The organism is Yersinia thracica, from assembly GCF_902170565.1.
GTDB lineage: Bacteria > Pseudomonadota > Gammaproteobacteria > Enterobacterales > Enterobacteriaceae > Yersinia > Yersinia thracica.
This window is the reverse complement of sequence record NZ_CABHXX010000095.1, coordinates 142,329-166,695: the sequence shown is the minus strand read 5'-3', so window position 1 is coordinate 166,695 and position 24,367 is coordinate 142,329. Positions and strand designations below refer to the sequence as shown.

Here is a 24,367-nt window from a genome sequence, read left to right as displayed (position 1 = left end):
ATTTCGTAACACATAGTATCCCTATGAAACATATTCAGGTAATTGGTAGCATTTTCGGTCTGGATTATAACCCCTGTGAATGGAACACTGCGTTCAGACACAGACGACACCAAACTCTCAACAATAGTTCCAAAAAAATTATTGGCGGCAGTGGCAGGTGTCCGAATAACACCAATGAGGGTAATAATAATGATGAAGCGCAATATTCTTGCAGTAGTAATCCCAGCATTGTTAGCAGCTGGTGCAGCTAATGCAGCAGAAATCTACAACAAAGACGGCAACAAACTTGACCTGTACGGTAAAGTTGACGCGCGTCACCAGTTCTCTGATAACAAAGGCGAAGACGGCGACAAATCTTACGTTCGTTTCGGCTTCAAAGGTGAAACCCAAATTACTGACCAACTGACCGGTTACGGCCAGTGGGAATACAACGTTCAGGCTAACCATGCTGAATCCCAAGGCGACAAAGGCAACAAAACCCGTCTGGGCTTTGCTGGTCTGAAATTTGCTGAGTTCGGTTCATTCGACTACGGCCGTAACTACGGCGTAATCTATGACGTCAACGCATGGACTGACATGCTGCCAGTGTTCGGTGGTGATTCAATCTCCAACTCTGACAACTACATGACTGGCCGTTCTACTGGCCTGGCAACTTACCGTAACACCAACTTCTTCGGTCTGGTTGACGGTCTGAACTTTGCTCTGCAATACCAAGGCAAAAACCAAAATGACCGTGCTGGTTCTATTGACCCAGTTACAGGTATTTACACTGGCGCTAACCTGAAAGATCAGAATGGCGACGGTTTCGGTATCTCTTCTACTTATGATATCGGTTACGGCGTGAACTTTGGTGCTGGTTTCTCTTCTGCAAATCGTACTAACGAACAAAAAGCTTTCAGCACTGCTGAAGGTGATAAAGCGCAGGCATGGAACGTTGGTGCTAAATACGACGCAAACAACGTATACTTGGCTGTAATGTATGCTGAAACTCAAAACATGACTCCATATGGCGACGATAGCAATACCATCGCTAACAAGACTCGTGACATTGAAATCACTGCACAATACCAGTTCGACTTTGGTCTGCGTCCATCTTTAGGCTACGTTCAGTCTAAAGGCAAAGATCTTAACGCGACTCGCGATAACCAAGATCTGTTGAAATATGTTTCTGTTGGTTCTTACTACTACTTCAACAAAAACATGTCTACCTATGTTGATTACAAAATCAACTTGTTGGACGAGAATGATTTCACTCGTACTAACGGTCTGAACACTGATGACGTTGTTGGTGTTGGCTTGGTATACCAGTTCTAAGTTAAACTTAATCACGCAGTTTATCTGCTGACCTAAGTTAAAAAAGACAGGGCCTCGGCTCTGTCTTTTTGTTTTATGCTAGCTAACATTTTTACCCTTGGTTAATCCAGGGAGATTGCGCTGTAGAAAGCGTTATTTTGCCGATTTTTCACCCTGAATCCCCTCGCCTCACAACATTCATTTCTTTTTATCGCAAACGGTTGGCAAAGACCGCAACTGGCGCTACCCTGAGAGTTCTGTTTGCTTAACGCTAAGCCATGGAAGCCTCTGACATGTTTGAAAAAATCACTGCTGCACCTGCCGACCCTATTCTGGGCCTGACCGATATTTTCCGCGCGGATGACCGCCCTCATAAAATTAACCTGGGGATCGGGGTCTACAAAGACGAAACCGGGAAAACGCCGGTGCTGACCAGCGTAAAGAAAGCTGAGCAGTATTTGCTGGAAAATGAAGTCACCAAAAATTATTTGGGTATTGATGGCCTGCCAGTTTTCGCCAGCTGTACTCAGGAACTGTTGTTCGGGGCTGATAGCGCGATTATCGCTGATAAACGTGCGCGTACTGCTCAAACCCCTGGTGGCACTGGTGGTTTGCGTATCGCCGCTGATTTCATCGCCCATCAAACCAGCGCCAAACGTGTCTGGGTCAGTAATCCAAGCTGGCCAAATCATAAAAATATCTTCGCCGCCGCTGGGCTGGAAGTGGTTGAATATGCATATTATGATGCAGCAAATCATGCGCTGGACTTCAATGGGTTGTTAAATAGCCTGTCAGAAGCTCAAGCTGGCGACGTAGTGCTGTTCCATGGTTGCTGTCACAACCCGACTGGGATTGACCCAACAGAAGCCCAGTGGAGCCAATTAGCCGAGCTTTCAGTTTCTAAAGGTTGGTTGCCGCTGTTTGACTTCGCTTATCAAGGTTTTGCTAAAGGTTTGGAAGAAGATGCCCAAGGCCTGCGAATTTTTGCCGCGACACATCAAGAATTGATTGTTTGCAGCTCTTATTCCAAAAACTTCGGTTTGTACAATGAGCGTGTCGGGGCTTGTACTGTTGTTGCTGCAAACAGTGAAGTCGCTGATATCGCCTTCAGCCAGGTGAAAGCTGTTATCCGCGCTAACTATTCCAACCCACCGGCTCACGGTGCCTCGGTGGTTGCCACTATTTTGAGTAACCCAGCGCTGCGTGCCATTTGGGAACAAGAACTGACTGATATGCGCCAACGCATTCACCGTATGCGTCAGTTGTTTGTTAATACTTTGCAGGAAAAAGGCGCTAAGCAAGATTTCAGCTTTATCATAAACCAGAATGGTATGTTCTCGTTCAGTGGCCTGACCAAAGAACAAGTTCTGCGTCTGCGTAATGAGTTCGCTGTTTATGCCGTAAATTCTGGTCGTGTTAACGTTGCTGGTATGACGCCAGACAATATGGCGCCATTGTGTGAAGCTATCGTTGCGGTGCTCTAATTAAGCCTCCGTGACCGACCTTAAAAAGGGTGCCTTAGGGGCACCCTTTGTTTTATTCTCCTGCCAATAATCTTAACGGAACAAATACTTGGCAAATTCGTTCATTGGCATGGGTCGTCCGTACATATATCCTTGTAGATAATCTACATTATGGGCCTGTAAATAACGCATTTGAGTTTCGTTTTCGACTCCCTCGGCAATGGTTTGTAACCCCAGCCGAGTGGCAAGATCGATGACATTCCCCACTATGTGACTCGACAAAGCATCTGAACCAATCATCCCGACAAAACTTTGATCAATCTTGAGAAAGTCGACTTTAAATTTCTGCAAATAAGTTAGGCTCGAATGCCCGGTACCAAAATCGTCAATGGCAATATAAACACCTAAAGCATGAAGTTCGGCAAATAATTTATCTGTAATCTCATCTGCAACAATCAATTTTCGTTCAGTTAATTCCAGCATGATATTTATTTTATTACCGCCAAAAGCCTGAATGAAATTACGGCAGTCATCTACCAGACTGAGATCACGGCAATGATTGGCGCTAATATTAAAACCAAAGTGGAACCCTTCGGGTAATTGATTGACGTAAGGCGCAAACTTTGTGCTGACCTGCTGCATAATAGCACGGGTCATCAGCACAATAAGTTCGCTGTCCTCCGCCATAGGAATGAAGTGATTTGGTTGAATTAATCCCTGACCTGGATGTTGCCAACGCATTAAAACTTCACACCCCACCCAGCATTGCCCCTTACCGCTGACAATCGGCTGCATATAAGGAATAAATTCATTATTTTCTAATGCTTGTTTTAATACCTGTGTGGGTGATGACGCCCTTCCTGACAACCAGAAAACAAGAGTTGCCGAGCCAAAACTCATTAATATGAAGAAAATTAAGCTGCCTTGAGCGTATTGCCAGGCATAAGCCCAATATTGTTGATGAGAAAGTGCAGTGCTTAATGAATAAGCATACTTCTCGGAGGCCAGATATAAAGGTTCACCTCTATTCATCGGGTTACCTGAATGCACCATTCCGGCCGCGTCCATCCATTTATCACCAACTCTCAGTTGCAACGCAATATCGCCGCTCAATAAATTAAGAATACTACGCAAATAATAACCATCAACAGCCACCAGAATGCTGTAATCCCCTCGAACCTGCCGATAAACCATCAAAGCACGATCAGGTGTTACATCATTGCCTGACATTAATTCTAGTTGCCCATCAACAAATACATCTAAATCGAATTGCTCAGAAATTGGCCCATATATTGAAGAACAATAAATAGTCGTATTTTTGGCCAAAGAAACTGAACGCACATCCGGTATAAAGACAACTTGATCGCGTAAGTTCTGCACAACCTGTAAACAAGGTTTTCCCAGTCCTGTTTCCACCTGGGTAGCAGCATGCTGCAAGTTATTAAATATTTGGTCGAAACGTTCTCTACCCTGTAATAACTTGGCTTGAGCATCTTGATGCATATTAGCTTTTGTTTGCGCATAAATCACTGCAGCGCCCAACAGCAGAAATAGCAATAATACCATAGAAGAAAAACCGAGCCGGGACAGGAATTTATTCACTCTGAAACGACGAAATGGCATAGTAGATTCCATTGAAAGGCGCTCGTAATATGACGAACTTAAAACGGCAGTAAAGGCCGTGCCGGGTCAATATCAGTTCTATACCCGTTCTTCCAAGACGCAGGAGGGTTGGCTGCCTTTGCTCACCCCAATCACTTACTTGTGTAAGCTCCAAGAGGTTTACTCAGTTGTCGCCTACCTGCACCTCGAAGTAGCTTGGGTATATTTCTCTGTTATGTAACGCCTTATGAATATTATAGGGTCATACAAATTTGATGAACCCCATCATTATGTTCGTCGTATCTACAAATAGCTGATTATGAGTTCACAAAATACTTTAACAACAAATTAAATATAATATAAAAAAAGCACCTCGCGGTGCCTTTCTTGATCCGATGCTCTCTGATACTCAGTGTTATACCGCACTAAGTCGTCATTCTCACCAAACAGCAGGTTCTTCACGTATAAACGGATTGGTCTGCCGCTCATGCCCTAGCGTAGACATTGGGCCATGGCCCGGAATAAATGTGATATCGTCACCCAAAGGCAATAATTTGGTTCGGATAGAATGAATCAATTGCTGATGGTCACCCCGTGGGAAATCACTGCGCCCCACACCACCATTAAAAATAACATCCCCAACTAATGCCAAACGATCTTTTTGATCGATGAAAACAATATGGCCGGGGGTATGCCCTGGGCAATGCAATACTGATAATTCTATTGTGCCCACAGTCATGGTGTCCCCTTCTTCCAGCCAACGAGTTGGGGTGAAAGCTTCACACTCGCTCAGCCCAAACATTCTGCTTTGAGCGGGTAATCCTTCTAACCAAAACGTATCTTCTTTTTCTGGACCATAGATAGGAACCTGAAAATGTGCAGCTAATTCAGCGGCAGCACCCACATGATCCAGATGACCGTGAGTCAACAAAATCTGGCTGACCTTAACATCCTGACGGGCAACTTCAGCAATGATCTTGGCGGCGTCGCCACCGGGGTCCACGAGAGCGGCCTGCCCTGTTTCTTCACACCAGATCAGTGTGCAATTTTGACTAAAGGCCGTCACTGGAATAATTTGATATTTCATAGAGCTCCAACCCCAATGCACTGGATAGATTCAAAGCATTGGCATAAAAATGCGGATACCCAAGTTACTTCAAGATGCAGGTAGGCGGCAACCGAGCAAATCCCCAGAAGCTTAGATAGCTAAGTGACTGGGGTGAGCAAGGGCAGCCAACACCCCTGCATCTTGAAGGGCGACGGGTATATTACCAGGTCCGTATTGGCCCAGTATCAATATGCACAAAATTACTGCGAGGGTAATATCCTACACCACCTGCGCGCATTTTTAATGCCGCTTTGCGGATATTGCTCAATTGAATACCTTGAATATGGAAATCCATCGCCTGCCCCTTAGTGTGGTAGCTATGTTTAGCCACACCCCGACCCCGCTCACGCAGTTCATTATTGGTATCAAGCGAACGGTAGCCAGAGATTAACTGCACCGGTTTAGTGGTACCGAGAAGGCCTTGTAGGCGATAGATCTGGTCAAATAGGCGGGGATCGATGCTTTTTACTTTGTTAGCTCGATAGTCGCGGAATAAATGATTTAAACGGGAAAGTTCATCTTTATTATAGTTTCGACCGTCAAAGAACTCGGCTTTTATGGACTCACCTGTATTCAGGTTATTCAGGGTCAAGATGCGTGGGCGAGGAGTAGAAAGGGTAGCAAATGCTTGCCCTGGGAGTAGCGATAAACCCAGCGCGGCCCCGCCTAACGTTAGCCATCTACGGCGATAATTATCAATTTTATCCATGATCTCTGTTAATACCCGGCAAGAATGTCAAAAGTAAGCACTGTACCCTTATTACTTGAAGCCGCAGCTGTGTTAGCCGCTCTCACTCACCCAAATCACTTACTTGAGTAAGCTCATTGGGATTTGCTCGTTTGCCGCCTGGCTGCAACTCCAATTATTTTGGGTATATAATGTACCGTCCCGAACCATAACCGCCTACGGAAAACCAGTCAACCCGCATTCGGTACGCATTCACTGTGCGTTTAGCCCAGGTTTATAGGGCGCTCGTTTAGAAGCGCCCATAAGACAACCCGATATTGAGACCATTAGTTATTGAGTTTTACTGCATTTATTGCAGCAAAAGTTCAGCTTGATGGGCGATTTGTGAACCGGATCTCACCGTCATATCATAATTGTAAATATCTGTTCTAAACTGTGGTTTGCCATCTTCAGCCACCCATGCCGTCAGATAATACAGCTGCACCGGAATACGCTGGCGAATGTTGACATAAGTGGTGTCCCCTTGTTTCAGGGTCGAGGAAACTCGAGCATCATTCCAACCCGCATCCTGCAACAACATATTGGCTAAATCAGAAGCTTTATTCACGCGAACACAGCCAGAGCTTAAGGCCCGAATATCTTTCTGGAACAAGCCATGGTTCGGCGTGTCATGCAAATAGATAGCATCAGAGCTTGGCATATTGAACTTGAACCGTCCTAATGAATTGCTGGCACCAGGTGCCTGACGCAGGCGATATGGGAAGTTATTCGGTGAAATCATGCTCCAGTCAATCATTGACGGGTCGACAACTTCAGCATCATTGCTCCAGCCGGACAATACCGTATAGCCATGGCGCTGGAAATAACTGGAATCGTAACGCGCTTTCGGCACGATATCCTGGCGCACCAGAGAGGTCGGCACATTCCACGGCGGATTAACCACCACATTATTCAACGCGCTGCTCATCAACGGCGTTTTACGGCTTGGGCGGCCGACAATCACTCGAGACGAAAGCACCTCAGCACCATTCTTATAATAATTCAGCGAATAGTTTGGAATGTTAACCATGATGCCGTTATCCACCCGCCCCGGCAAAATGCGTAAGCGCTGAATATTTAAGGCTAATAATGTCGCCCGTGTTTGTGGGGAAACATTCAACCATTCGCGAGTACGGGCACCGATGACGCCATCATCGCTCAAACCATGCCACTGTTGAAACCGTTTGACGGCTTCCATTAGCTCTGGCGTATAGACATTGTCAGTTACCGTAACCGCGGCTAGCGGTGCAGCGGATGGCGCAACTACCCCTTCGCTAGCGGGAGTATCAGCAACCGGGGCCGCTGATGGGCTAACCACCAAACTGTGGGCCTGAGCGCGGCTTTTTTCTTCATCAACCGAGAGGTCATCATTAACAACCGCGACCGCAGGATTATCAGCCGGGATAACCTCCGGGGTTTTCACTGGTGCTGACGCTACTGGGTGCAACATGCCGGTTCTGTCGAGAATTTCCCGCAGCGCTGGAATATCGTCGCTTAATTGCCCTGGACGTAAACTCGGGCCATTGGCCATTTGTGGCCACGGACGCCGGTCCGCCAGCATCTTTTTCAGCGCCAGATGCATTTTCTCATATTGAGGATGTTGAGGTGCCAGAGAGGCCAGATAAAGCGCGGTGGTCCCCTCGTGTACGGCTTGTTGCCAGCGATTTAAAATCGTCGCCGGTGGCATCGCCATCTTGTACGGCACATTGTTGTAGAGCCAGACGCTACCATTTGCACCAACGCCTGAGATAAAGTGCAAATAACCCAACATGGCATCGGACAGAATAACGTCGCGAGCCAAGCCGGTAATAGCAGGATCACTGAGCCATTTCACCCATTGCATGAATTGCGGTTGAATACCGGAGAGAGCCACTTCCGCTAATTGTTGCTGGAAATGCTGAACAGCGGCCCGGTCTTGCCACATTGGCTGCATATTATTGGCAGCATAGAGCACGGCTAATTCAGAAGAATAGAACGGCGTGATAGTTTTCGGCAACACCGCCAATAATTGAGAGCGACTTTGTGCAACCGACATGCTTTGTGACGGTGACTTTTGCGCTGAAGATGAATCAACAGGCAACAGCATCGGCGCAGTGGCCGATGCTGTCAATATGGGCATTACGCTACAAATCACAGCGCAATATAACGCTAATACAGGTCGCGGATTTCTTTTCTCTACCGACATTCTATGCCCCCGGTATGCTTATCTAAGTACGTCATAGTTTGTCGTTACCCTTCCTCCCTGAAGTCGCAGTAGGTTAGCGGCTCTCGTTACCCGATTCGGTCGTTGACAACATCGGCCGTTGACAACACCACCACTATCTTTGGGTATTTTTATTATATAAACAGAAATGCTACTCAGTAGATAATAATCTAAATTAGCCATTAACGTTACGCTAACAGATTTTCTTCGGTTATAAAATATAACCCTCAAATGTCGCAACAAATAAAAATGGCCGCTAGGCGGCCATTGAATGGAATTAATTATTATTACGTCTTTATTGTGCGAAAATTAACCGCAACATCATTGTTCAGCAGATATCTGGGGCAAAGTCGGTATTTCATTGGCAAAACCGCGTAAGCCCACTACGTGTACATGCTCATGATTTTGGAAGACTTTTCGCACCAGTTTATAAGTCGTCCCTTTTTCTGGACTGATATTTTCTGGGGCGGCAATAATTAATTGCATTTCCAGCCGCTCGCACAGTTCAAATAATGTTGCGATAGATTTCGCATCCAGACGCGCAGCTTCATCCAGGAACAGTAAGCGGCAAGGTGAAATATCTTTACCACGTAAACGGCGTGATTCTTCTTCCCAGCTCTGTACCACCATCACCAGAATAGACATCCCGGTCCCGATAGCCTCACCAGTTGACAATGCGCCACTCTCGGCCCGCAACCAGCCATCTGCACCGCGGTTAACTTCAACTTCCAGCTCTAAATAGTTACGGTAATCAAGTAACTCTTCGCCAATGGTTTGCGGCAAGCGCTGCCCCATATCCATTTGTGGGTTTAGGCGCTGATACAGTTTAGCCAGTGCTTCAGAGAAGGTCAGGCGGTTACTGTTGAACAAATCCTGGTGCTGTTCTTGCTGCTCGGATAACACATCCAGCAAGGTCGCATGGGCTTCGCGCACATTCACATTTAGCCGCACACTTTTGACCTGGCCGAATGACACCGCTTGCAAGCCCTGATTCAGCATGCGGATGCGGTTCTGTTCGCGTTGAATGGTTTTACGGATGATATTCGACACGCTTTTCGAACTGATCGCCAGTTTCTGTTCACGGGCGGTCAGTTCTTCCGTCAGCCGGCCCAGTTCAATCTCCATTTGTTCAATGGCTTCGACCGGGTCATCAGTGCGGATGATATCCTGGCGAATACGTTCACGTAGATGCTGATATACCGCGATATAGAACTGAATTTTGCGCTCAGGCCGTTTGGGATCTTCCGACATACGCAGCACATCGCGTAAATGCTCATTATCAGCCACCGCCAGACGCAATGCCCCCAGCGCCTTATCCGACATAGAACGCAGCTCATCGCCATCCATATAGGCCAATTCACGGCGATGCAAGCGGCGCTCGACACCATTGTCTTTCACCATCCGCATCACGGCACACCAGCCCGCTTTAGCATTCACTACCTGCTCGCGAATTTGATGATAATCCCGCTCCAGCTTGCGTAATTTCTTCTGCAAACTGTCCATCTCTGCTTCACAGAAAGTCAGCTGTTTTTCCAACTGATTACGCCGTGAGCGGTTGGTGCTCAATGCAGCATGCAATTCATCACGGCGCGTGCGGGCGCGGGCTTCGGCATTGGCATCCGCCTGAACGCCAATATCCACCAGCTCCTGACTCAGCTCTTTGAGCATGTCACGTTTGGCATCATAAGAACTTTTCAATGACGCCAGCACTTGATTGTATTGAGTAAACTGCGCCTGATATTGACGCAATTGCTCGCGAGCGCGCGTACGCTCTGCTTCGGCCTGTTCTAAGCGCTGGCGCAGTTTATCGTTCAGAGAAGAGTTTTCCGTCAGCATCCCCGCAGAATCGGTATAGCTAAAGTGGGCACGCCGCTGCACAACTTCCGTCAAAGCGAAAGCTTGCTGTTTCGCCTGGCGCTGACTGTTTTGCGCCTGAGTATAGTTTTTCTGCAACTGTTCGTGTTGCTGCGGGTCACTTTGCAGCACCGCCAATAGCGGTTCAAGCTTGGTCAAAGAAGCGCCGTGTTTCTGAATATGACGGGCGGCCTCTTGTGCTTCAGTTAGCTCTTCAGTGATTTCTTCTACGCGATCTGTCAAGGTGTCGTCAAGCAGCAATGACACTAATGGAATCAAACGGTTAAGAGCTGAAATACCCTCTTTAGCCTGTGCGAATTGCTGGCGTTGCTGTTGATTTTGGTCTTCGTGCGCATTCAGCGCGCGCTCGATTTCACCACGGCGGGTATTTAACAACCGAATTTCAGCTTCTGGATCAGAATCAAATGCCACGCCCAAATGAGAACCAATAAACCGGCTGAATGCCTGATGCAAACGCTGGGTTTTCTGCACATCAAATGACAGTGTCGCATAGCGCTCCGCCAGACTATCACGCTCTTGATACAGCGCTTCTAGCCGGTTTTCGCGGGCAGCACGGCCAAACAGTGGCACTTCCGGATAGCGAGAATAGCGCCATTGGCGATCGGCAATTTTCACCACCACCGCTTTATCCAGTTCTTCGACGGCAAAGACACTGTCATCAAATGACTGCGGATCCCCTTCGATGAGATATAAATCTTCCGGGCAATCTTCCAATCCGGCCAATTGGTCGCGTACCAATGACAAGTCTGGTACCACGATACCGTGGCGAGACGGGCCATACAGCGCGGAGAAATAGGGCGCATCGTCGAGCGTGACATCATCATAAATCTCGGATAACAGCACGCCGCCAAAGCGCTCGGCCAATGCAATCATCCGTGAATCTTCAGCGCCACTTGGCTGACTCAGGCGCTCAATTTGTGCATCAATCGCCCGTTTAGTTGCCGCCACTTCGTCACGTTCGACAGTGGTTTCGCGCTCGCGCTCTAGCAACTGTTGCATGTATTCAGTCACTTGACGGCTGTCTTCCAGCGCTTCGCCGCTCTGCTCACTGAGTTGGCTCAGAGCATCTTGTGCCGCTAACCACACTGGCGCTCGCGCCGTCAATTCCTGAATTTTTTGCTTCAGTTGCTCGAGTTCCTGGCGCATTTCCATCCGCCGTTCACCCGCATCACTGACACTGAGAGAAAGTTCTTCAACCTGTGATTCCAGCTCACGCTGCAACTCTTCCAGCTCTTCGGGCTGATAAGCTTGCCCCTGACGTTTGCAGAATTCTTGTAATAAACGCTCGGCATCTTGTTGGGCACGTAAACGCTGCTCCAGCTCGGACAGGCGCATGCGCAATGGCTGAACCCGCTCGGCCAAATGTTGTTGCGACGGCCAGTCACGTAATAATTCGCGCGCGGTTTGCCAAGCTTCACTGCGGCTGACCTCACCGGCAATGGCCACCACCAGCTGATAAGCTTGCTCAAATTGGCTGTGGGCGGCATCTGCAACACTCAGTTTTTGCTCAAGTTGCAATAAAGATTCGGTCGCTTCCTGCTCTTTGGCCTGGAAAGTTTCCAGCCAATCTTCAGCATTATCGGCCGTTAATTCAGGTAATTGGCACAGCGCACGGGCGCGCTCCAATGCCTGTAATGCTTGCTGATATTGAATGGCGCGGGTTTGCTGTACATCCAGCGCTTGCTGATAATCAGCCAACTGGCTTTTCAGTTCATCCACTTCCAGCTCTGCGGCTTCGGCGCGGGCTTCGTTATCAGCCTGTTGTTCGCTGGCCTCAGCAACAACTTCATTTTGCTCTTCCAGCCGGTAAGTCAGCTCTTCCAAATCACTTTGGTAGCGCTCGATTTTTTCCTGCTGGCGCATCGCGGTTTGCACCAGACTGAGATGGTCACTGGCGGCTTGATAATCAGTCTCGAGATCAGATTCAGCAGCACTTTGCTCGGCCAATTCACGGGACATTTCGACATGGCGATACTGCTCGGTCACCAGTTGTTTGCGGCTACCCAGTAAATCGCGGCGCAAGACCAAAGCGCCATCGAGATGAATACGCCGCTCATTAGCATGGCGCATATAGTCAGCGGCAACATAGGAAGTTGCTTCGGAAATGAGATGCTTAAACAGGTCACGGTCGGATTGAGTAACACGAATAGCTTCCAGCGTCATGCGGTTTTCGCGCAACGCCGCCTCCATATCCTGGAAGGCTTTGCGGACGCCGCTGTTTTCTGGCAATAAATAATCGCGTAATGAGCGGGTAATGGCGCTGGAAATACCGCCGTACAGTGACGCTTCAATCAAACGATAGAATTTGCTGCGATCAGCTGAAGAGCGCAGGCGTTTGGGGATCACACCCAAATCAAACATCAGCGAGTGGTAATCGGTAATGGAGTTAAATTGCTTAAACTGCACCCCTTCCATGGCTTCAACGCGTTCTTTCAGCTCTGGCAAGGACAACACCCGCGCCTGGCGCTCGCCCACCACTTCGGTGAGGATCTGTGTCGGTTGAATTGCAGTCGGAAGCCCTTGAATAGTAAAAGGTTTGATATCAACTTTGCGATCGCGCCCGGCCACTTGTTGCAGACGCACCCCGACAACCACCCGTTGGTGGCGAGAGTTGACCACATCTAACGTGGAGTAACACACCCCAGCGCGCAATTTACCGTGCAGGCCTTTATCGCGCGAGCCACTGGTGGCCCCTGCTTCGGTGGTGTTACGGAAGTGCAGCAAGGTTAAATCTGGAATCAATGCTGTGACGAAAGCGGCCATAGCGGTAGATTTACCGGCCCCGTTACCACCGGATAAGGTCGTGACCAGTTCATCAAGATCGAATGTTCGGGCAAAGAAACCATTCCAGTTAACCAAGGTCAGTGAGCGAAATTTACCGCGTTCAATCATTCCTGTTCATCCTCTGCACTGTCCGTTGCATTGCCCATGGTGATGTCGTTTTCATCGCTTTCATCATGGAGTGACAGACTATTTTCGACCGCCATGGCTTCGCCATCTCGGATCATACGCAATTGAGCTTCACGTGGATCATCACCGCTGCGCACATCGGCACCAAAGCGGAACACCGCCTCAGTGATACGAAACTTGCTACTGTCATTGCCCATAAAGTAAATCATGCCCAAACGGCGCAGCCGGTTGAGTGAGGTTCGCACTTTTTCCTGCAACTTCTGTTTATCCAAATCTGAGCCGGTTGAGCGCTGATTAACAAACTTCAGCAATTTGCTCTCATCGGCCAGACTCAGCAGTTCTTCGTATAACTCGTGCTGGGCGAAAATCCCTTCATGAGCCAGACGTTCTGGGCTGAGATACAGATAACAAAGAATTTTGCCGACCATCATATCCAGCTCAGATAACACCGAGCGCGGGATCAACGTGGTTGAACGAGGGCGCAGATAGAAGAAACCTTCCGGCGCACGAATTAACTCCACGTTATAGCGGGTATAAAACTCTTCAAGTTGCTCCTGAAAATCCATCAGGAAAGCATGGTTATCCAGCTCATCAATCCCAATATGACGGCCAGCACGTAACTGGCTATCCAGTGCCGGAAACAATGAGTTGGCCAATGCTTGAGCCAGTTTAACCGGCATTACTACTTCAATATTTGTTGATGACATGTGCCTGCACCTTGGCTCCGTAATCATTGATTGCCAGCCATTCAGCGGGTAACCCTGAGAAATCGGCTTCGGCCACACCAAGGCGAACTGCCTGGTCGACCAGGATACGAGCCACGTCAAAATGACGAGCACGCGGATATTGCGCGAGGTAATCGCGCATGACTTCCCCCAAATTGAGCGGCAGTTTTTTCTGCTGATACACCAGCAATGCTTGTTCAATCAGGGCGGCTAATTGCTCACGAATAGCATTAAATTCTTCAAATTCCAGATCCGGCGGCAGTTCTCCGGTGACTTCCTCACTACGCAGCGACAGCTCTTCATCGCGCATATCCAGCAAGCGATCGGCATTGGCGTAGGTCAAGGCCCAAGGGCTATCAAAATAATTTTGCACTGACTGGCGCAAGCGCTGGGCGAATACCCGGTTTTTATCCATATCAATCGCAGTACGGATAAACTTGTGCACGTGGCGGTCATAACCAATCCACAGGTCAATGGACTGCTGGCCCCAACTGATAATGCGGTCAAGTTTACTTTGTAAATCAAACACCAGTTTATCAACCAAATCCAAGCCCGCATTGCCGATGGTGGCTTCTTGAATGCGCAATAAATTCGCCTGAAGCTTATCACCGGCGGCTTCCAGCGTATCTTGTAACTCTCTGAGTGTACCGGAGGTTTCTGACAGCAACATTTCGCAGCTGGCAATGGCGGCGCGCCAGTCTTGATTCAATAGCGCCGCGATATCTTCTTTGACGCTATGCTGTTGCTCGTCCATCAGCCGCTGGGTCATGTCGATACTGTCAAAGATTTCAGCGACTGAATATTTAAGCGGGGCAAAGACATTACGATGCCAGTGGAATTCATCACCGCCCTCTTCTGCCGCTTCTGCCGCCCGTTGCAGCTCTTGCGCCACAATCGACAACTGCATCGACAACCGCAGAGTGGAGAACTCGCGCTGACGGATATAATAATCTGTGATGCCAATGCCCAATGGAGTCAGGCGGTAAATAGCATTACCATCGGCCAACTCACTGGTAAAGCGGTTGAGCAAGCGCTGGCGCACCATATCATTAATGGCGTTATTGGCGCGCACGGCCACGGTTTCGGTGGTCTGTTCGAACCCTTTGCTGACGTGACGAAATGCATCAACCAACTCGCCTTCGCTCATTTCTCCGTCCAGCCGCTCACCGTTTAAGGTGGCAATAGCCATAAGAAAGGCCAGACGCTCCGTTGGCAGAGTAATTGAGAAATCATTTTTTCGCGCCCAGGCGACCAGTTCGGGTACTGTCTGGGAAAATTCACTCATAATGGGTCCTTCAGATTCGGCTTAAACGCCGAGACATGCACGTAGCGCCCCAAACTGATAAAGGGCTCCTGCCGGCAATAGCGCTGTTCCAACGCCAATAATTCAGCAAACGCATCGACTGGTTGCTGTTTATTTTTCATGTAATCGTGAAACACCCGTACTCCTGTCTTACCGCTAATGGATAAACCCATTTGCTCAAGCCAACCGTATACCGTCGGCGGGTCTAACGGGTATTGCGGTGATAACGAGCGCTGCCGACGCCTTTTGATACCGGGCATCGCCAACTGAAAATTACCTAATACCGCATTACGCATCACTAACCCATTGGCATTGAAAAACATCAATGACAGTGCGCCACCTGGGTTTAACGCATTAAAAAGTATTTGCAGAACTTGTTGTGGTTCTGCAATCCATTCTAAAACCGCATGGAACAATATCAGATCAACCGGCTGTTCTAAATGTTGGGTGATGTCTTGTGCCGCACTTTGTACAAATTGCATGTTGTGGCTCACACCTTTTTCTTGAGCCGCCACTTTCGCACGTTGGATCATCTCAGCGGACAGGTCACATAATAGAACCTGATGACCCAATTCCGCCAGTTGGCAAGCCATATGCCCTTCACCACCACCTGCATCTAGAATCCGTAACGGGCGTTGCGGCAACTGCGCTAACAACCCGGTAATATCTTGCCACACCACCGCCTGACGGATCATTCCCTTCGTCGTGCCGTAGATATTGCGCGAGAATTTCTCGGCAATATCATCGAAATTGCGATCCTGCATGGACAATTGCTCCGCTATCATCTCTATAACTATTGATTTACCGGCCTTGATGGAAGTGCGCAAATCAATGGCAACAGCAAAAAGAGTGACTACCAACCTGCTATTTTGGCACAGCCTGACTTAGAATAAATCTTCTTGGCCCGCAATCAGCGCCAAATGCCGTTTTTTCAGCCAAAAGGTCCCTGTTTTTATGCTTTTTACCCTAAAAAAGTTTGTTGGCGGCTTATTAATGCCACTGCCCTTTCTGCTTATCGTCATGGGGCTGGCATTAATCTTATTGTGGTTTACCCGCTGGCAAAAAAGCGGCAAAACGCTTTTTGCAATGAGTTGGCTGATATTATTACTTATTAGCCTACAACCTGTCGCCGATCGCCTGTTATTGCCGTTGGAAAAACAATATGCAACTTATCAGGGAAACGACCCAGTAGATTACATTGTTGTCCTTGGTGGCGGCTACACGTTTAATCCGAATTGGGCGCCAAGTGCTAATTTATTCTCGAATAGTTTACCGCGAGTGACTGAGGGGATCAGGCTGTATCGCGCTCATCCTAACGCAAAAATGGTATTTACCGGCGGCGCTGGCCCGAACAGCCAAAGCAGTGCAAAAACAGCGGCACAGGTAGCAGAAAGTTTAGGGGTTCCAGCGGCAGATATTATTTCACTAGAACAGCCGAAAGATACGGCTGAAGAAGCAGCTGCGGTGGCCACCTTGGTGGGTAATAAACCTTTTTTGCTAGTGACCTCCGCCAGTCATTTACCCCGGGCGATAAAATTCTTTACAGCCAAGGGCTTACACCCTATTCCGGCGCCCGCCAATCAGTTAGCTATTACCAGCCCCTTACACAGTTGGGAGCGCACTATTCCGGCAGCAACCTATTTGGGTCATTCCGAGCGCGCCTGGTATGAAACATTGGGGCTAATCTGGCAAAAGTTAACGGGCAATAAGAATGATGAATAATTTTGCGGTTAATTAAGCCAAGGCAAGAGTTGCCGAGCCGCATTATCAAATACAACGCGATCCAAATTACCGGTATGGATAAAACGTGCCACCAGTTCCCACAGAGTATAGAGCCAACGGCGGGCAACAAAGGATTCCGAGACCGGCGCTTTATTGAGGTAGCGATAAAATAGCTGGCTCGGCATCCCCTCTTCACTGAGGCGGAATAAATCATACTCTCGCGGCGCCCATAGCATGGGGCCGGGGTTGAGCATCGCCAGCAATTGATCACTGCGGGGATCTTTAAGCATACTGCGTAAAGTCAGATTGCCGTGAACCAGCACCGAACTGTCGTCAAAACCGGCGAAAAGGGCATTTAATGATGCCCGAGCACGATAAAGAATTGCTCTATCTTCCAGGGTCATTTGGGGTGAATTCATATTCGATAGCGTGGCCCACAGCACTTCAACTCGTTGCTGATACCAACTGAACCAATCATTTTCTTGGGTACTATCAACATTGCCGACACACCCATGGCTATCAATCCGGTGCCAGGCTAATACGCCCTCAACTATCTGATCCATCAAAGCATTCCAGCGCTCTCTTGTGCGGGTGGGCGCTTCTACCGAAACCCCCTGAAGGCGCTCCATCAGCAAGATTTCTTTATACGGCGGTTGATGGGTCATGACTAAACCATACACAGTCGGCAAGCGGATATCGCCTTCGCGCGACAACATTGACAGTTTATAGGCCTCTTGCTGTGCAATCCCCTGACAGACATAACTCTTTGCCAACAATGGGATAGCCTGGCCCTGCTGATTATACATCGCATACAGGTGGGCATAGGGCTGCTCGCTGATGCGCTCAAGGCGGGTAATAGACTCCCCAAGCACGACACTTAATTCAGCTTTCAGCTGTTCCATAAGGCTTTGTCCGATTATCTGACGAAATAGATTATTCATCATGGGATGATGGGCGGGATATTTCCAGCATACAGATCAAATAACAGCCACAATAAAAGTTAAATAATTGAAGGTCGTGGGATCCAGAAATAACAACGCCAAACTCAATTGAGCTTGGCGTGGGAAGCTGCACAATGATTACTGCTTGAGCATAATAGCCCGAACTCTGTCTAAATCTTCTGGTGTATCAACCCCAACTGCTGGCACAGCTTTTGCCACAGCAACATGAATTTTTTCACCGTACCACAGCACACGCAGTTGTTCTAACAGCTCTATCTGCTCGAGTTTGCTTGGCGCCCAATTAACATAGCGGCGAATAAAACCGGCGCGATAAGCATAAATACCAATATGGCGTAAGAAACAATCACCAATGGTTTCTTTCGATTGAGCAAAGCGCTCTCTTTCCCACGGAATGGCGGCTCGCGAGAAATACAGTGCGTAACCTTGCGCATCCATCACCACTTTCACGGCATTAGGGTTAAAGGCTTCTTCGCTGCTTTCAATCGGCACGGCTAATGTCGCCATACCTGCACTGGAGGCAGCCAAATTATCAGCAACTTGGCGGATAATCATTGGCGGCACCAATGGTTCATCCCCTTGCACATTGACAATAATATCATCATCAGCAAAACCATAGCGTTCAATAACTTCCGCTAAGCGCTCGGTACCGGACTGATGATCTGCGCGGGTTAAACAGACTTCGCCACCCGCCGCTTCAACCACTTTCACCACTTCCGGATGGTCTGTTGCCACAATCACCCGAGAAGCACCTGACTCCAATGCCCGTTCCATCACATGCACAACCATCGGTTTACCCGCAATATCAGCCAGTGGCTTACCGGGTAGACGGGTTGAAGCATAACGGGCGGGAATTATAGCAATGAAACTCATGCGTGCTTCTCATCAATGGACAGTGGGCGGGCTTCGTTTTCTAACAATACCGGGATGCCATCACGCACCGGGTAAGCCAGATTGTCAGCTTTGCATACCAGTTCAAGGTTTTCTTTATTGAAGTACAATTTACCGTTGCAGACAGGACAAGCAACAATTTCGAGTAAACGGTGGTCCATACATCCTCCAGAATGGAGTTTAGCCAGCAGGAAAGTGGTCGAGGATACCATATCCGCCGATGCAGGTTAACTGCACCGATGCCGTCATTTATATCTGCTATTGATAACAAGCGGTTATGTTAATTGACATTAGTATAAGTGAATATACTCAGCAATCGGGATGATAAATGTTGGTTTTGTTATTGATATGTTGAATTGCGAGGAGTAGTATTTTTGTGACACAAATCACACAATCATACCTATTGAGTAAGAAATGAAAGTATTCCATAAAATTATTGCGCTGTTTGCTAACTTCAGCAACTAAACCGCAAAACAAATAGAAGCACCTGCAAAACTGCCCGACGACAAAAGCAATATGTCGAACAGAGGCAAAAAAACTAGCGGCTACCCTTGGGTAGCCGTTTGCTTAGAAAGCGATCACATCTGCTGCTGACGGCCCATGAATACTACGATAAGTAGAGAATTCAACGTCCTGCCCTTCACTCAGTGATTTATTTTTAGTGTTGGCAATGGCTGTCTTGCTGACATACACATCCAAACCACCGTCGTGGGGTGAAATAAAACCGTAGCCTTCAGACTGGTTGAACCATTTCACGCGACCCATTTTTAACGTCATAATAAATTTCCTTTTACTGGGCATCCTAACAACTCATTTTTATTTATTGTTTAGATGCAGTTGCCCATCCTAAAGTTTTCTGATTAAACCTCTATGAGCTTGATTTTATGAAAAACCCGCATAAATATGGGCTTAGAATTTTGTCTATCTCGGAAATAAATGATAGGCACATTTGCACGATCATTTTATTCCGCCGATAACCCAACGTTATTACTTTAAATAATAGAGCAGCAACAGATACAGCAACTAACAAACCAGCCACGAAGCAATAAATGCTTATTCAACAGGTTCGCCTAAAATATGACTTATGGGAGTTGCTTATAGGAGATTCAGGGGTTCGTCTTTGAGGCTGTATCAGAAAATAGCGTCTTGGGAGGAACTGCTTTACTTTGCTCTCGTGCACTCTTACACATAACTCTTATATATAAATAAGCCTGTAAAACAAGCCTATGTATATTTATACATAAAAAACGCATCCATACAACTTTTTTATCGCATGGATCACAACAAACCCCAGAATCAATGAGATATGACGCATAAAAAACCAATATTCTCCACCAGCGCCTCCCCAGCTCAACGAACTCACCTAGAATAAGATGGAATCAGCGTGATCCGCAGCCGTGAATATCTGCGTTGAAAGGTAAAAAGGAACATTCAAATGATTACCGCCCTGCCATTTGTTCATCCCGATGAGATACGCGCCAGGTTCTCCAGTGCTATGTCGGATATGTATCAGACTGAAGTCCCGCTATACAGTGATTTATTGCAATTAGTTACCGAAACCAACAACCAAACAATGGAACAATCGCCAGAACTGACCCGCCATTTGCATCAAACCGGGGAAATTGAGCGATTAAATATGGAAAGGCATGGCGCTATCCGCGTGGGAACTGCCGCCGAGCTCGCCACTTTACGCCGCTTATTTGCCGTCATGGGGATGGTTCCCGTCGGGTATTACGACCTGGCCCCTGCCGGTGTACCTGTTCACTCGACAGCTTTTCGCGCGGTACATGAAGCTTCATTGCAAATCTGCCCATTCAGAATTTTCACTTCCTTGCTGCGGTTAGAGTTGATTGAGCAGTCAGAACTGCGGCAACGAGCGGTTGATATTCTTGCCAAAAGAAATATTTTCACGTCACGCCTTATCGAGTTGATTGTTAAGCATGAAACGACAGGAGGGCTGACCAGCAATGAAGTGGCTGATTTTATTACTGAATCCCTGGAAACATTCCGCTGGCATAATCAAGCCACTGTAAGTGCTGAGATTTATCAACAACTGCATGATCAGCACCGGTTAATTGCTGATGTCGTTGCTTTTAAAGGGCCACATATTAACCATTTGACCCCACGAACACTGAATATAGACGCAGTACAAGCTGCCATGCCGAAACACAATATTACCCCTAAAGCAGTCATCGAAGGGCCACCACCACGCCATTGCCCAATACTGCTGCGGCAAACCAGTTTTAAAGCACTGGAAGAAAAAATCGCGTTTGTATCATCCGATGGGCATATTGTTCAAGGGAATCACACCGCCCGCTTTGGCGAAATAGAACAGCGTGGCGCTGCGCTGACCGCTAAAGGTCGCAATCTTTATGACCGCCTGCTGCAAGCGGCTCAGGATCAATTGCAAGCCCCTGCAAATGAGGAGAATGCAGCGCAATATATGGCTATTCTTAGCGAAAAATTTAGCCAGTTTCCAGATGATTACCCTGCAATGCGCGCAGAAAAACTCGCTTTCTTCCGCTATTTCCCGACAGAGAAAAAGCTCGGCGGATCTGCGGCCTCAATGCAAAATTTAACTTTAGACGAGTTGATTGACGCTGGATTTATCCAATTTGAACCTTTGGTTTATGAAGATTTCCTACCGGTCAGTGCCGCAGGTATTTTTCAGTCAAATTTAGGGGATAAAGGGCAAAACCATTTTGCAGGACATTCCAGTAAGCAGGATTTTCAACGAGACTTGGGCGCTGATGTTGTTGATGAACTACAACTGTACGAGAAAACTCAGCAACGTTCGCTTACAGCATGCGCGTTGGCCCTAAAGCTCACATCACTGAGTCTATGAATTGGATTATGCAGAATGGTGCGCTATTGCCTGAATTTTCAACAGTAATTGTTCAGCTTGGTCAGGAGGTAACTGTGCATCTACGGGCAAATACCACCAATTGGGCTGAGCAAAAGCTCGACACTTAACCGCATCTTTTTCAGTCATTAGCAAAATTTGTGGCCCGGAAGTCAGCGAGCTAAGTTGGGACAATGAATAATCCTGATGGTCAGCGAAAGCATATTCCTTTTTAGATTCAATGCCGAGCAGACTTAACGTAGCAAAAAAGCGCGGGGGATGACCGATGCCAGCCATGGCAACGACGTGCTGTAATTGCTGTGCAGGAAAACGTTCGCCGGTCACCAAATTGACCGCCTCCTGTGCAACCAGTTGCATCGGTATTTCGCCAGTTGCAGCAATACCACCGTTAGTTATCACCGCATCGACTGAGCGCAGTCGCCCTGCGCGCTCACGCATTGGGCCTGCCGGCAGCCACCAGCCATTACCAAAACGGCGCACACCATCAATCACCACCAGTTCAAAATCCCGCTGTAATGCATAATGCTGTAATCCGTCATCAGTAATAATGAAATCCAAATCATGAGATTTCAGTAATGCTTTGACCGCATCAGAACGCTTTGGCGAGACCGCAACAGGGGCACCGGTTCGTTGATAGATCAGAACCGGTTCATCACCGGCCTGAGTGGTTGTGGTCTCGCTGGATAGCAGTAACGGATACTCAGACTTACCACCATAACCACGGGAGACAACCCCGATGCGGTAACCCCGCTGTTTCAGCTGTTCCACCAACCAAATAACTACCGGCGTTTTGCCATTACCGCCAGCAGTCAGATTGCCCACAATGATAACCGGTACCGGGGAGCGCCACGCCGAGCGCAGCCCCAGAGTATAACTGACACGGATAAGCCAAGTCATTGCGCCATATAGCCAGGACAGTGGCAGCAATAACAAATACAGCCAAGACTTCCCAGACCAGATACGCTCAATCATTGGCCAAACTGCATACGGTTAAGTTGAGCATAAACGCCCTTTTTCGCCAGCAATTCTGCATGCATGCCACGTTCCACAATGCGTCCATCCTCAATGACCAGGATCTCATCCGCTTTTTCAATGGTCGACAAGCGGTGGGCAATGACCAGTGAAGTACGGTTTTTCTGCAACTCATCCAGTGCGGCCTGAATTGCCCGCTCTGATTCCGTATCCAGTGCCGAAGTCGCTTCATCCAGAATCAATATTGGGCAATCCCGTAACAGCGCCCGTGCAATGGCAATGCGCTGGCGCTGGCCACCGGAGAGCATGACGCCGTTTTCACCAATAACTGTGTCCAGGCCATTTTCCATTTTATTGATAAAGTCCATGGCATAAGCCATGCGGGCAGCTTCTTCAATTTCAGCGCGGCTGTACTGCTCATCACGGGCATAAGCAATGTTATTAGCTACCGTATCATTGAACAGATGAACATTTTGCGACACCAATGCGACCTGGTTGCGTAATGCCCCCAATCGGTAATCACGTAAGTCATGACCATCCAACAAGATACTGCCTTCACTGACATCATAGAAACGAGTCATTAAATTAGCGATAGTTGACTTACCTGAGCCTGAGCGCCCCACCAATGCAACAGTTTTACCTGCATCAATATGCATATTGATGTCATTCAGTGCCGGGGTATCTTTGCCCGGATAGTAGAACGTCACATGGCGGAATTCTATTTCGCCTTTAGCGCGTTCAACTTCCCGTTTACCCTCGTCTTTTTCCTGTTCCATATCCAGAATAGTGAACAATGTCTGGCAAGCAGCCATCCCACGTTGGAATTGAGCATTCACATTGGTCAGCGACTTCAACGGACGCATCAGCGCAATCATGGCTGAGAACACCACTGTAATGGTACCTGCGGTCAGAGTTTCCATCACACTTGGAAAGCTTGCTGCATACAATACAAATGCCAAAGCAAAAGAGGCAATTAACTGAATAATAGGGTCTGAAATGGAAGAAGCAGAAACCAGTTTCATCCCTTGCTGGCGCATGCGGTTACTCACAGCTTCAAAGCGCTCGGTTTCAACTTTTTGGCCGCCGAAAATCAAGACTTCTTTATGCCCTTTTAGCATTTGCTCTGCACTGGTGGTCACTTCCCCCATGGTGCTTTGCATGTTTTTACTGATATTGCGAAAACGCTTAGATACCAACCGAATAGAAATCGACACAATCGGTGCAATGACGATTAAAATCAGCGACAACTGCCAGCTGTAATAAAACATCATAATAAACAAGCCGATAATAGAAGCCCCTTCTCGCACCACTGTAACCAGTGCGCCAGAAGATGATGCAGCTACCTGTTCGGAGTCATAAGTAATACGTGATAGCAATGTGCCGGTTGATTGCTGGTCAAAAAATGAAACCGGCATCCCCATCATATGGCTGAATAAGCGGCGGCGGATATGCATCACCACTTTGCCAGAGACCCATGAGATGCAATAGCTTGAAATAAAGCCAGTTATGCCACGAACCACCATTAAGCCGATAACAGCCAGAGGCATCCATTTTAAAATTGAGCTATTAGCCTTACCAAAACCATCGTCGAGCAAGGGTTTTAGTAATGACAGCATAAAGGTGTCACTGGCGGCATTAAGGATTAATGCTATCGCCGCAACAACAAGACCGGTCTTATAAGGAGAGATCAATGGCCAGAGGCGACGAAACGTCTGCCAAGTGGATAGATCTTTATCATTCATCATGCAAAT

The 24,367-nt window shown here is 47.9% G+C and carries 18 protein-coding genes; 4 read left to right on the top strand and 14 right to left on the bottom strand.

All coding sequences use genetic code 11. From position 1 onward, the window contains the following. Positions 1 to 192: 192 nt before the first annotated feature. Together ompF and FTA91_RS13675 are read left to right on the top strand one after the other, a co-directional pair. Complete coding sequence (gene ompF / locus FTA91_RS13680; RefSeq protein ID WP_174634648.1) at positions 193 to 1,314, top strand: porin OmpF; 1,122 nt, start codon at positions 193 to 195, stop codon at positions 1,312 to 1,314. A gap of 272 nt (positions 1,315 to 1,586) precedes the next feature. Continuing rightward, a complete protein-coding gene (locus FTA91_RS13675; RefSeq protein ID WP_145583499.1) occupies positions 1,587 to 2,777 on the top strand; it encodes an amino acid aminotransferase in 1,191 nt (396 codons plus the stop codon). A gap of 72 nt (positions 2,778 to 2,849) precedes the next feature. On the opposite strand, the gene FTA91_RS13670 is transcribed toward FTA91_RS13675, so the two are convergent. The 8 genes from FTA91_RS13670 to cmoM all read right to left on the bottom strand — a co-directional run bounded on the left by FTA91_RS13670 (position 2,850) and on the right by cmoM (position 15,973). Beyond that, positions 2,850 to 4,379: an EAL domain-containing protein gene (locus FTA91_RS13670; protein ID WP_050116351.1), complete on the bottom strand. Its 1,530-nt coding sequence runs from the start codon at positions 4,377 to 4,379 to the stop codon at positions 2,850 to 2,852. Positions 4,380 to 4,797: 418 nt separating this feature from the next. Then, on the bottom strand, positions 4,798 to 5,445 hold the full coding sequence (locus FTA91_RS13665) for an MBL fold metallo-hydrolase (protein ID WP_145536180.1): 648 nt from the start codon (positions 5,443 to 5,445) through the stop codon (positions 4,798 to 4,800). 181 nt (positions 5,446 to 5,626) lie between these two features. Further along, positions 5,627 to 6,175, bottom strand: a complete 549-nt coding sequence (locus FTA91_RS13660) for a YcbK family protein (protein ID WP_050116353.1) — start codon at positions 6,173 to 6,175, stop codon at positions 5,627 to 5,629. Between the two features lie 328 nt (positions 6,176 to 6,503). Next, the gene (gene ldtD / locus FTA91_RS13655) at positions 6,504 to 8,378 is read right to left on the bottom strand and encodes a L,D-transpeptidase (RefSeq protein ID WP_050116354.1); all 1,875 of its coding nucleotides are present in this window, start codon (positions 8,376 to 8,378) and stop codon (positions 6,504 to 6,506) included. A 339-nt stretch (positions 8,379 to 8,717) separates the two neighbouring features. Continuing rightward, positions 8,718 to 13,163, bottom strand: coding sequence for a chromosome partition protein MukB (mukB, locus tag FTA91_RS13650; protein ID WP_050116355.1), 4,446 nt, complete (start codon positions 13,161 to 13,163; stop codon positions 8,718 to 8,720). Next, positions 13,160 to 13,888, bottom strand: a complete 729-nt coding sequence (gene mukE, locus FTA91_RS13645; protein ID WP_050116356.1) for a chromosome partition protein MukE — start codon at positions 13,886 to 13,888, stop codon at positions 13,160 to 13,162. The genes mukB and mukE overlap by 4 nt, the downstream gene beginning before the upstream one ends. Further along, positions 13,869 to 15,191 carry a chromosome partition protein MukF gene (gene mukF / locus FTA91_RS13640; RefSeq protein ID WP_050116357.1) on the bottom strand — a complete coding sequence of 441 codons (1,323 nt, stop codon included), beginning with the start codon at positions 15,189 to 15,191 and terminating at the stop codon, positions 13,869 to 13,871. The genes mukE and mukF overlap by 20 nt, the downstream gene beginning before the upstream one ends. Next, complete coding sequence (cmoM, locus tag FTA91_RS13635; RefSeq protein WP_145536179.1) at positions 15,188 to 15,973, bottom strand: tRNA uridine 5-oxyacetic acid(34) methyltransferase CmoM; 786 nt, start codon at positions 15,971 to 15,973, stop codon at positions 15,188 to 15,190. Before cmoM ends, mukF begins: the two co-directional genes overlap by 4 nt. Before the next feature lie 190 nt (positions 15,974 to 16,163). On the opposite strand from cmoM, the gene elyC reads away from it, so the two are divergent. Further along, complete coding sequence (elyC, locus tag FTA91_RS13630) at positions 16,164 to 16,931, top strand: envelope biogenesis factor ElyC (protein ID WP_050116359.1); 768 nt, start codon at positions 16,164 to 16,166, stop codon at positions 16,929 to 16,931. 8 nt (positions 16,932 to 16,939) lie between these two features. On the opposite strand, the gene FTA91_RS13625 is transcribed toward elyC, so the two are convergent. The 4 genes from FTA91_RS13625 to FTA91_RS13610 form a co-directional block, all read right to left on the bottom strand. Next, positions 16,940 to 17,833, bottom strand: coding sequence for a YcbJ family phosphotransferase (locus FTA91_RS13625; protein WP_145583497.1), 894 nt, complete (start codon positions 17,831 to 17,833; stop codon positions 16,940 to 16,942). A 177-nt stretch (positions 17,834 to 18,010) separates the two neighbouring features. Then, on the bottom strand, positions 18,011 to 18,763 hold the full coding sequence (kdsB, locus tag FTA91_RS13620) for a 3-deoxy-manno-octulosonate cytidylyltransferase (protein WP_050116361.1): 753 nt from the start codon (positions 18,761 to 18,763) through the stop codon (positions 18,011 to 18,013). After that, positions 18,760 to 18,942, bottom strand: a complete 183-nt coding sequence (locus FTA91_RS13615) for a Trm112 family protein (protein ID WP_004700032.1) — start codon at positions 18,940 to 18,942, stop codon at positions 18,760 to 18,762. The genes kdsB and FTA91_RS13615 overlap by 4 nt, the downstream gene beginning before the upstream one ends. Positions 18,943 to 19,348: 406 nt before the next feature. After that, the gene (locus FTA91_RS13610; RefSeq protein WP_038632114.1) at positions 19,349 to 19,558 is read right to left on the bottom strand and encodes a cold-shock protein; all 210 of its coding nucleotides are present in this window, start codon (positions 19,556 to 19,558) and stop codon (positions 19,349 to 19,351) included. 658 nt (positions 19,559 to 20,216) lie between these two features. On the opposite strand from FTA91_RS13610, the gene hglS reads away from it, so the two are divergent. Then, positions 20,217 to 21,626, top strand: a complete 1,410-nt coding sequence (hglS, locus tag FTA91_RS13605; protein ID WP_050116362.1) for a 2-oxoadipate dioxygenase/decarboxylase HglS — start codon at positions 20,217 to 20,219, stop codon at positions 21,624 to 21,626. Between the two features lie 6 nt (positions 21,627 to 21,632). Here hglS and lpxK read toward each other — a convergent pair whose 3' ends face one another. Both lpxK and msbA read right to left on the bottom strand, forming a co-directional pair. Next, entirely contained in the window at positions 21,633 to 22,616 is a 984-nt protein-coding gene (lpxK, locus tag FTA91_RS13600; protein ID WP_050116363.1) for a tetraacyldisaccharide 4'-kinase, read from the bottom strand. Next, positions 22,613 to 24,361 (bottom strand): lipid A ABC transporter ATP-binding protein/permease MsbA, encoded by a 1,749-nt coding sequence (gene msbA, locus FTA91_RS13595; protein ID WP_145536177.1) that lies wholly within the window; start codon positions 24,359 to 24,361, stop codon positions 22,613 to 22,615. The genes lpxK and msbA overlap by 4 nt, the downstream gene beginning before the upstream one ends. Positions 24,362 to 24,367 lie beyond the last annotated feature (6 nt).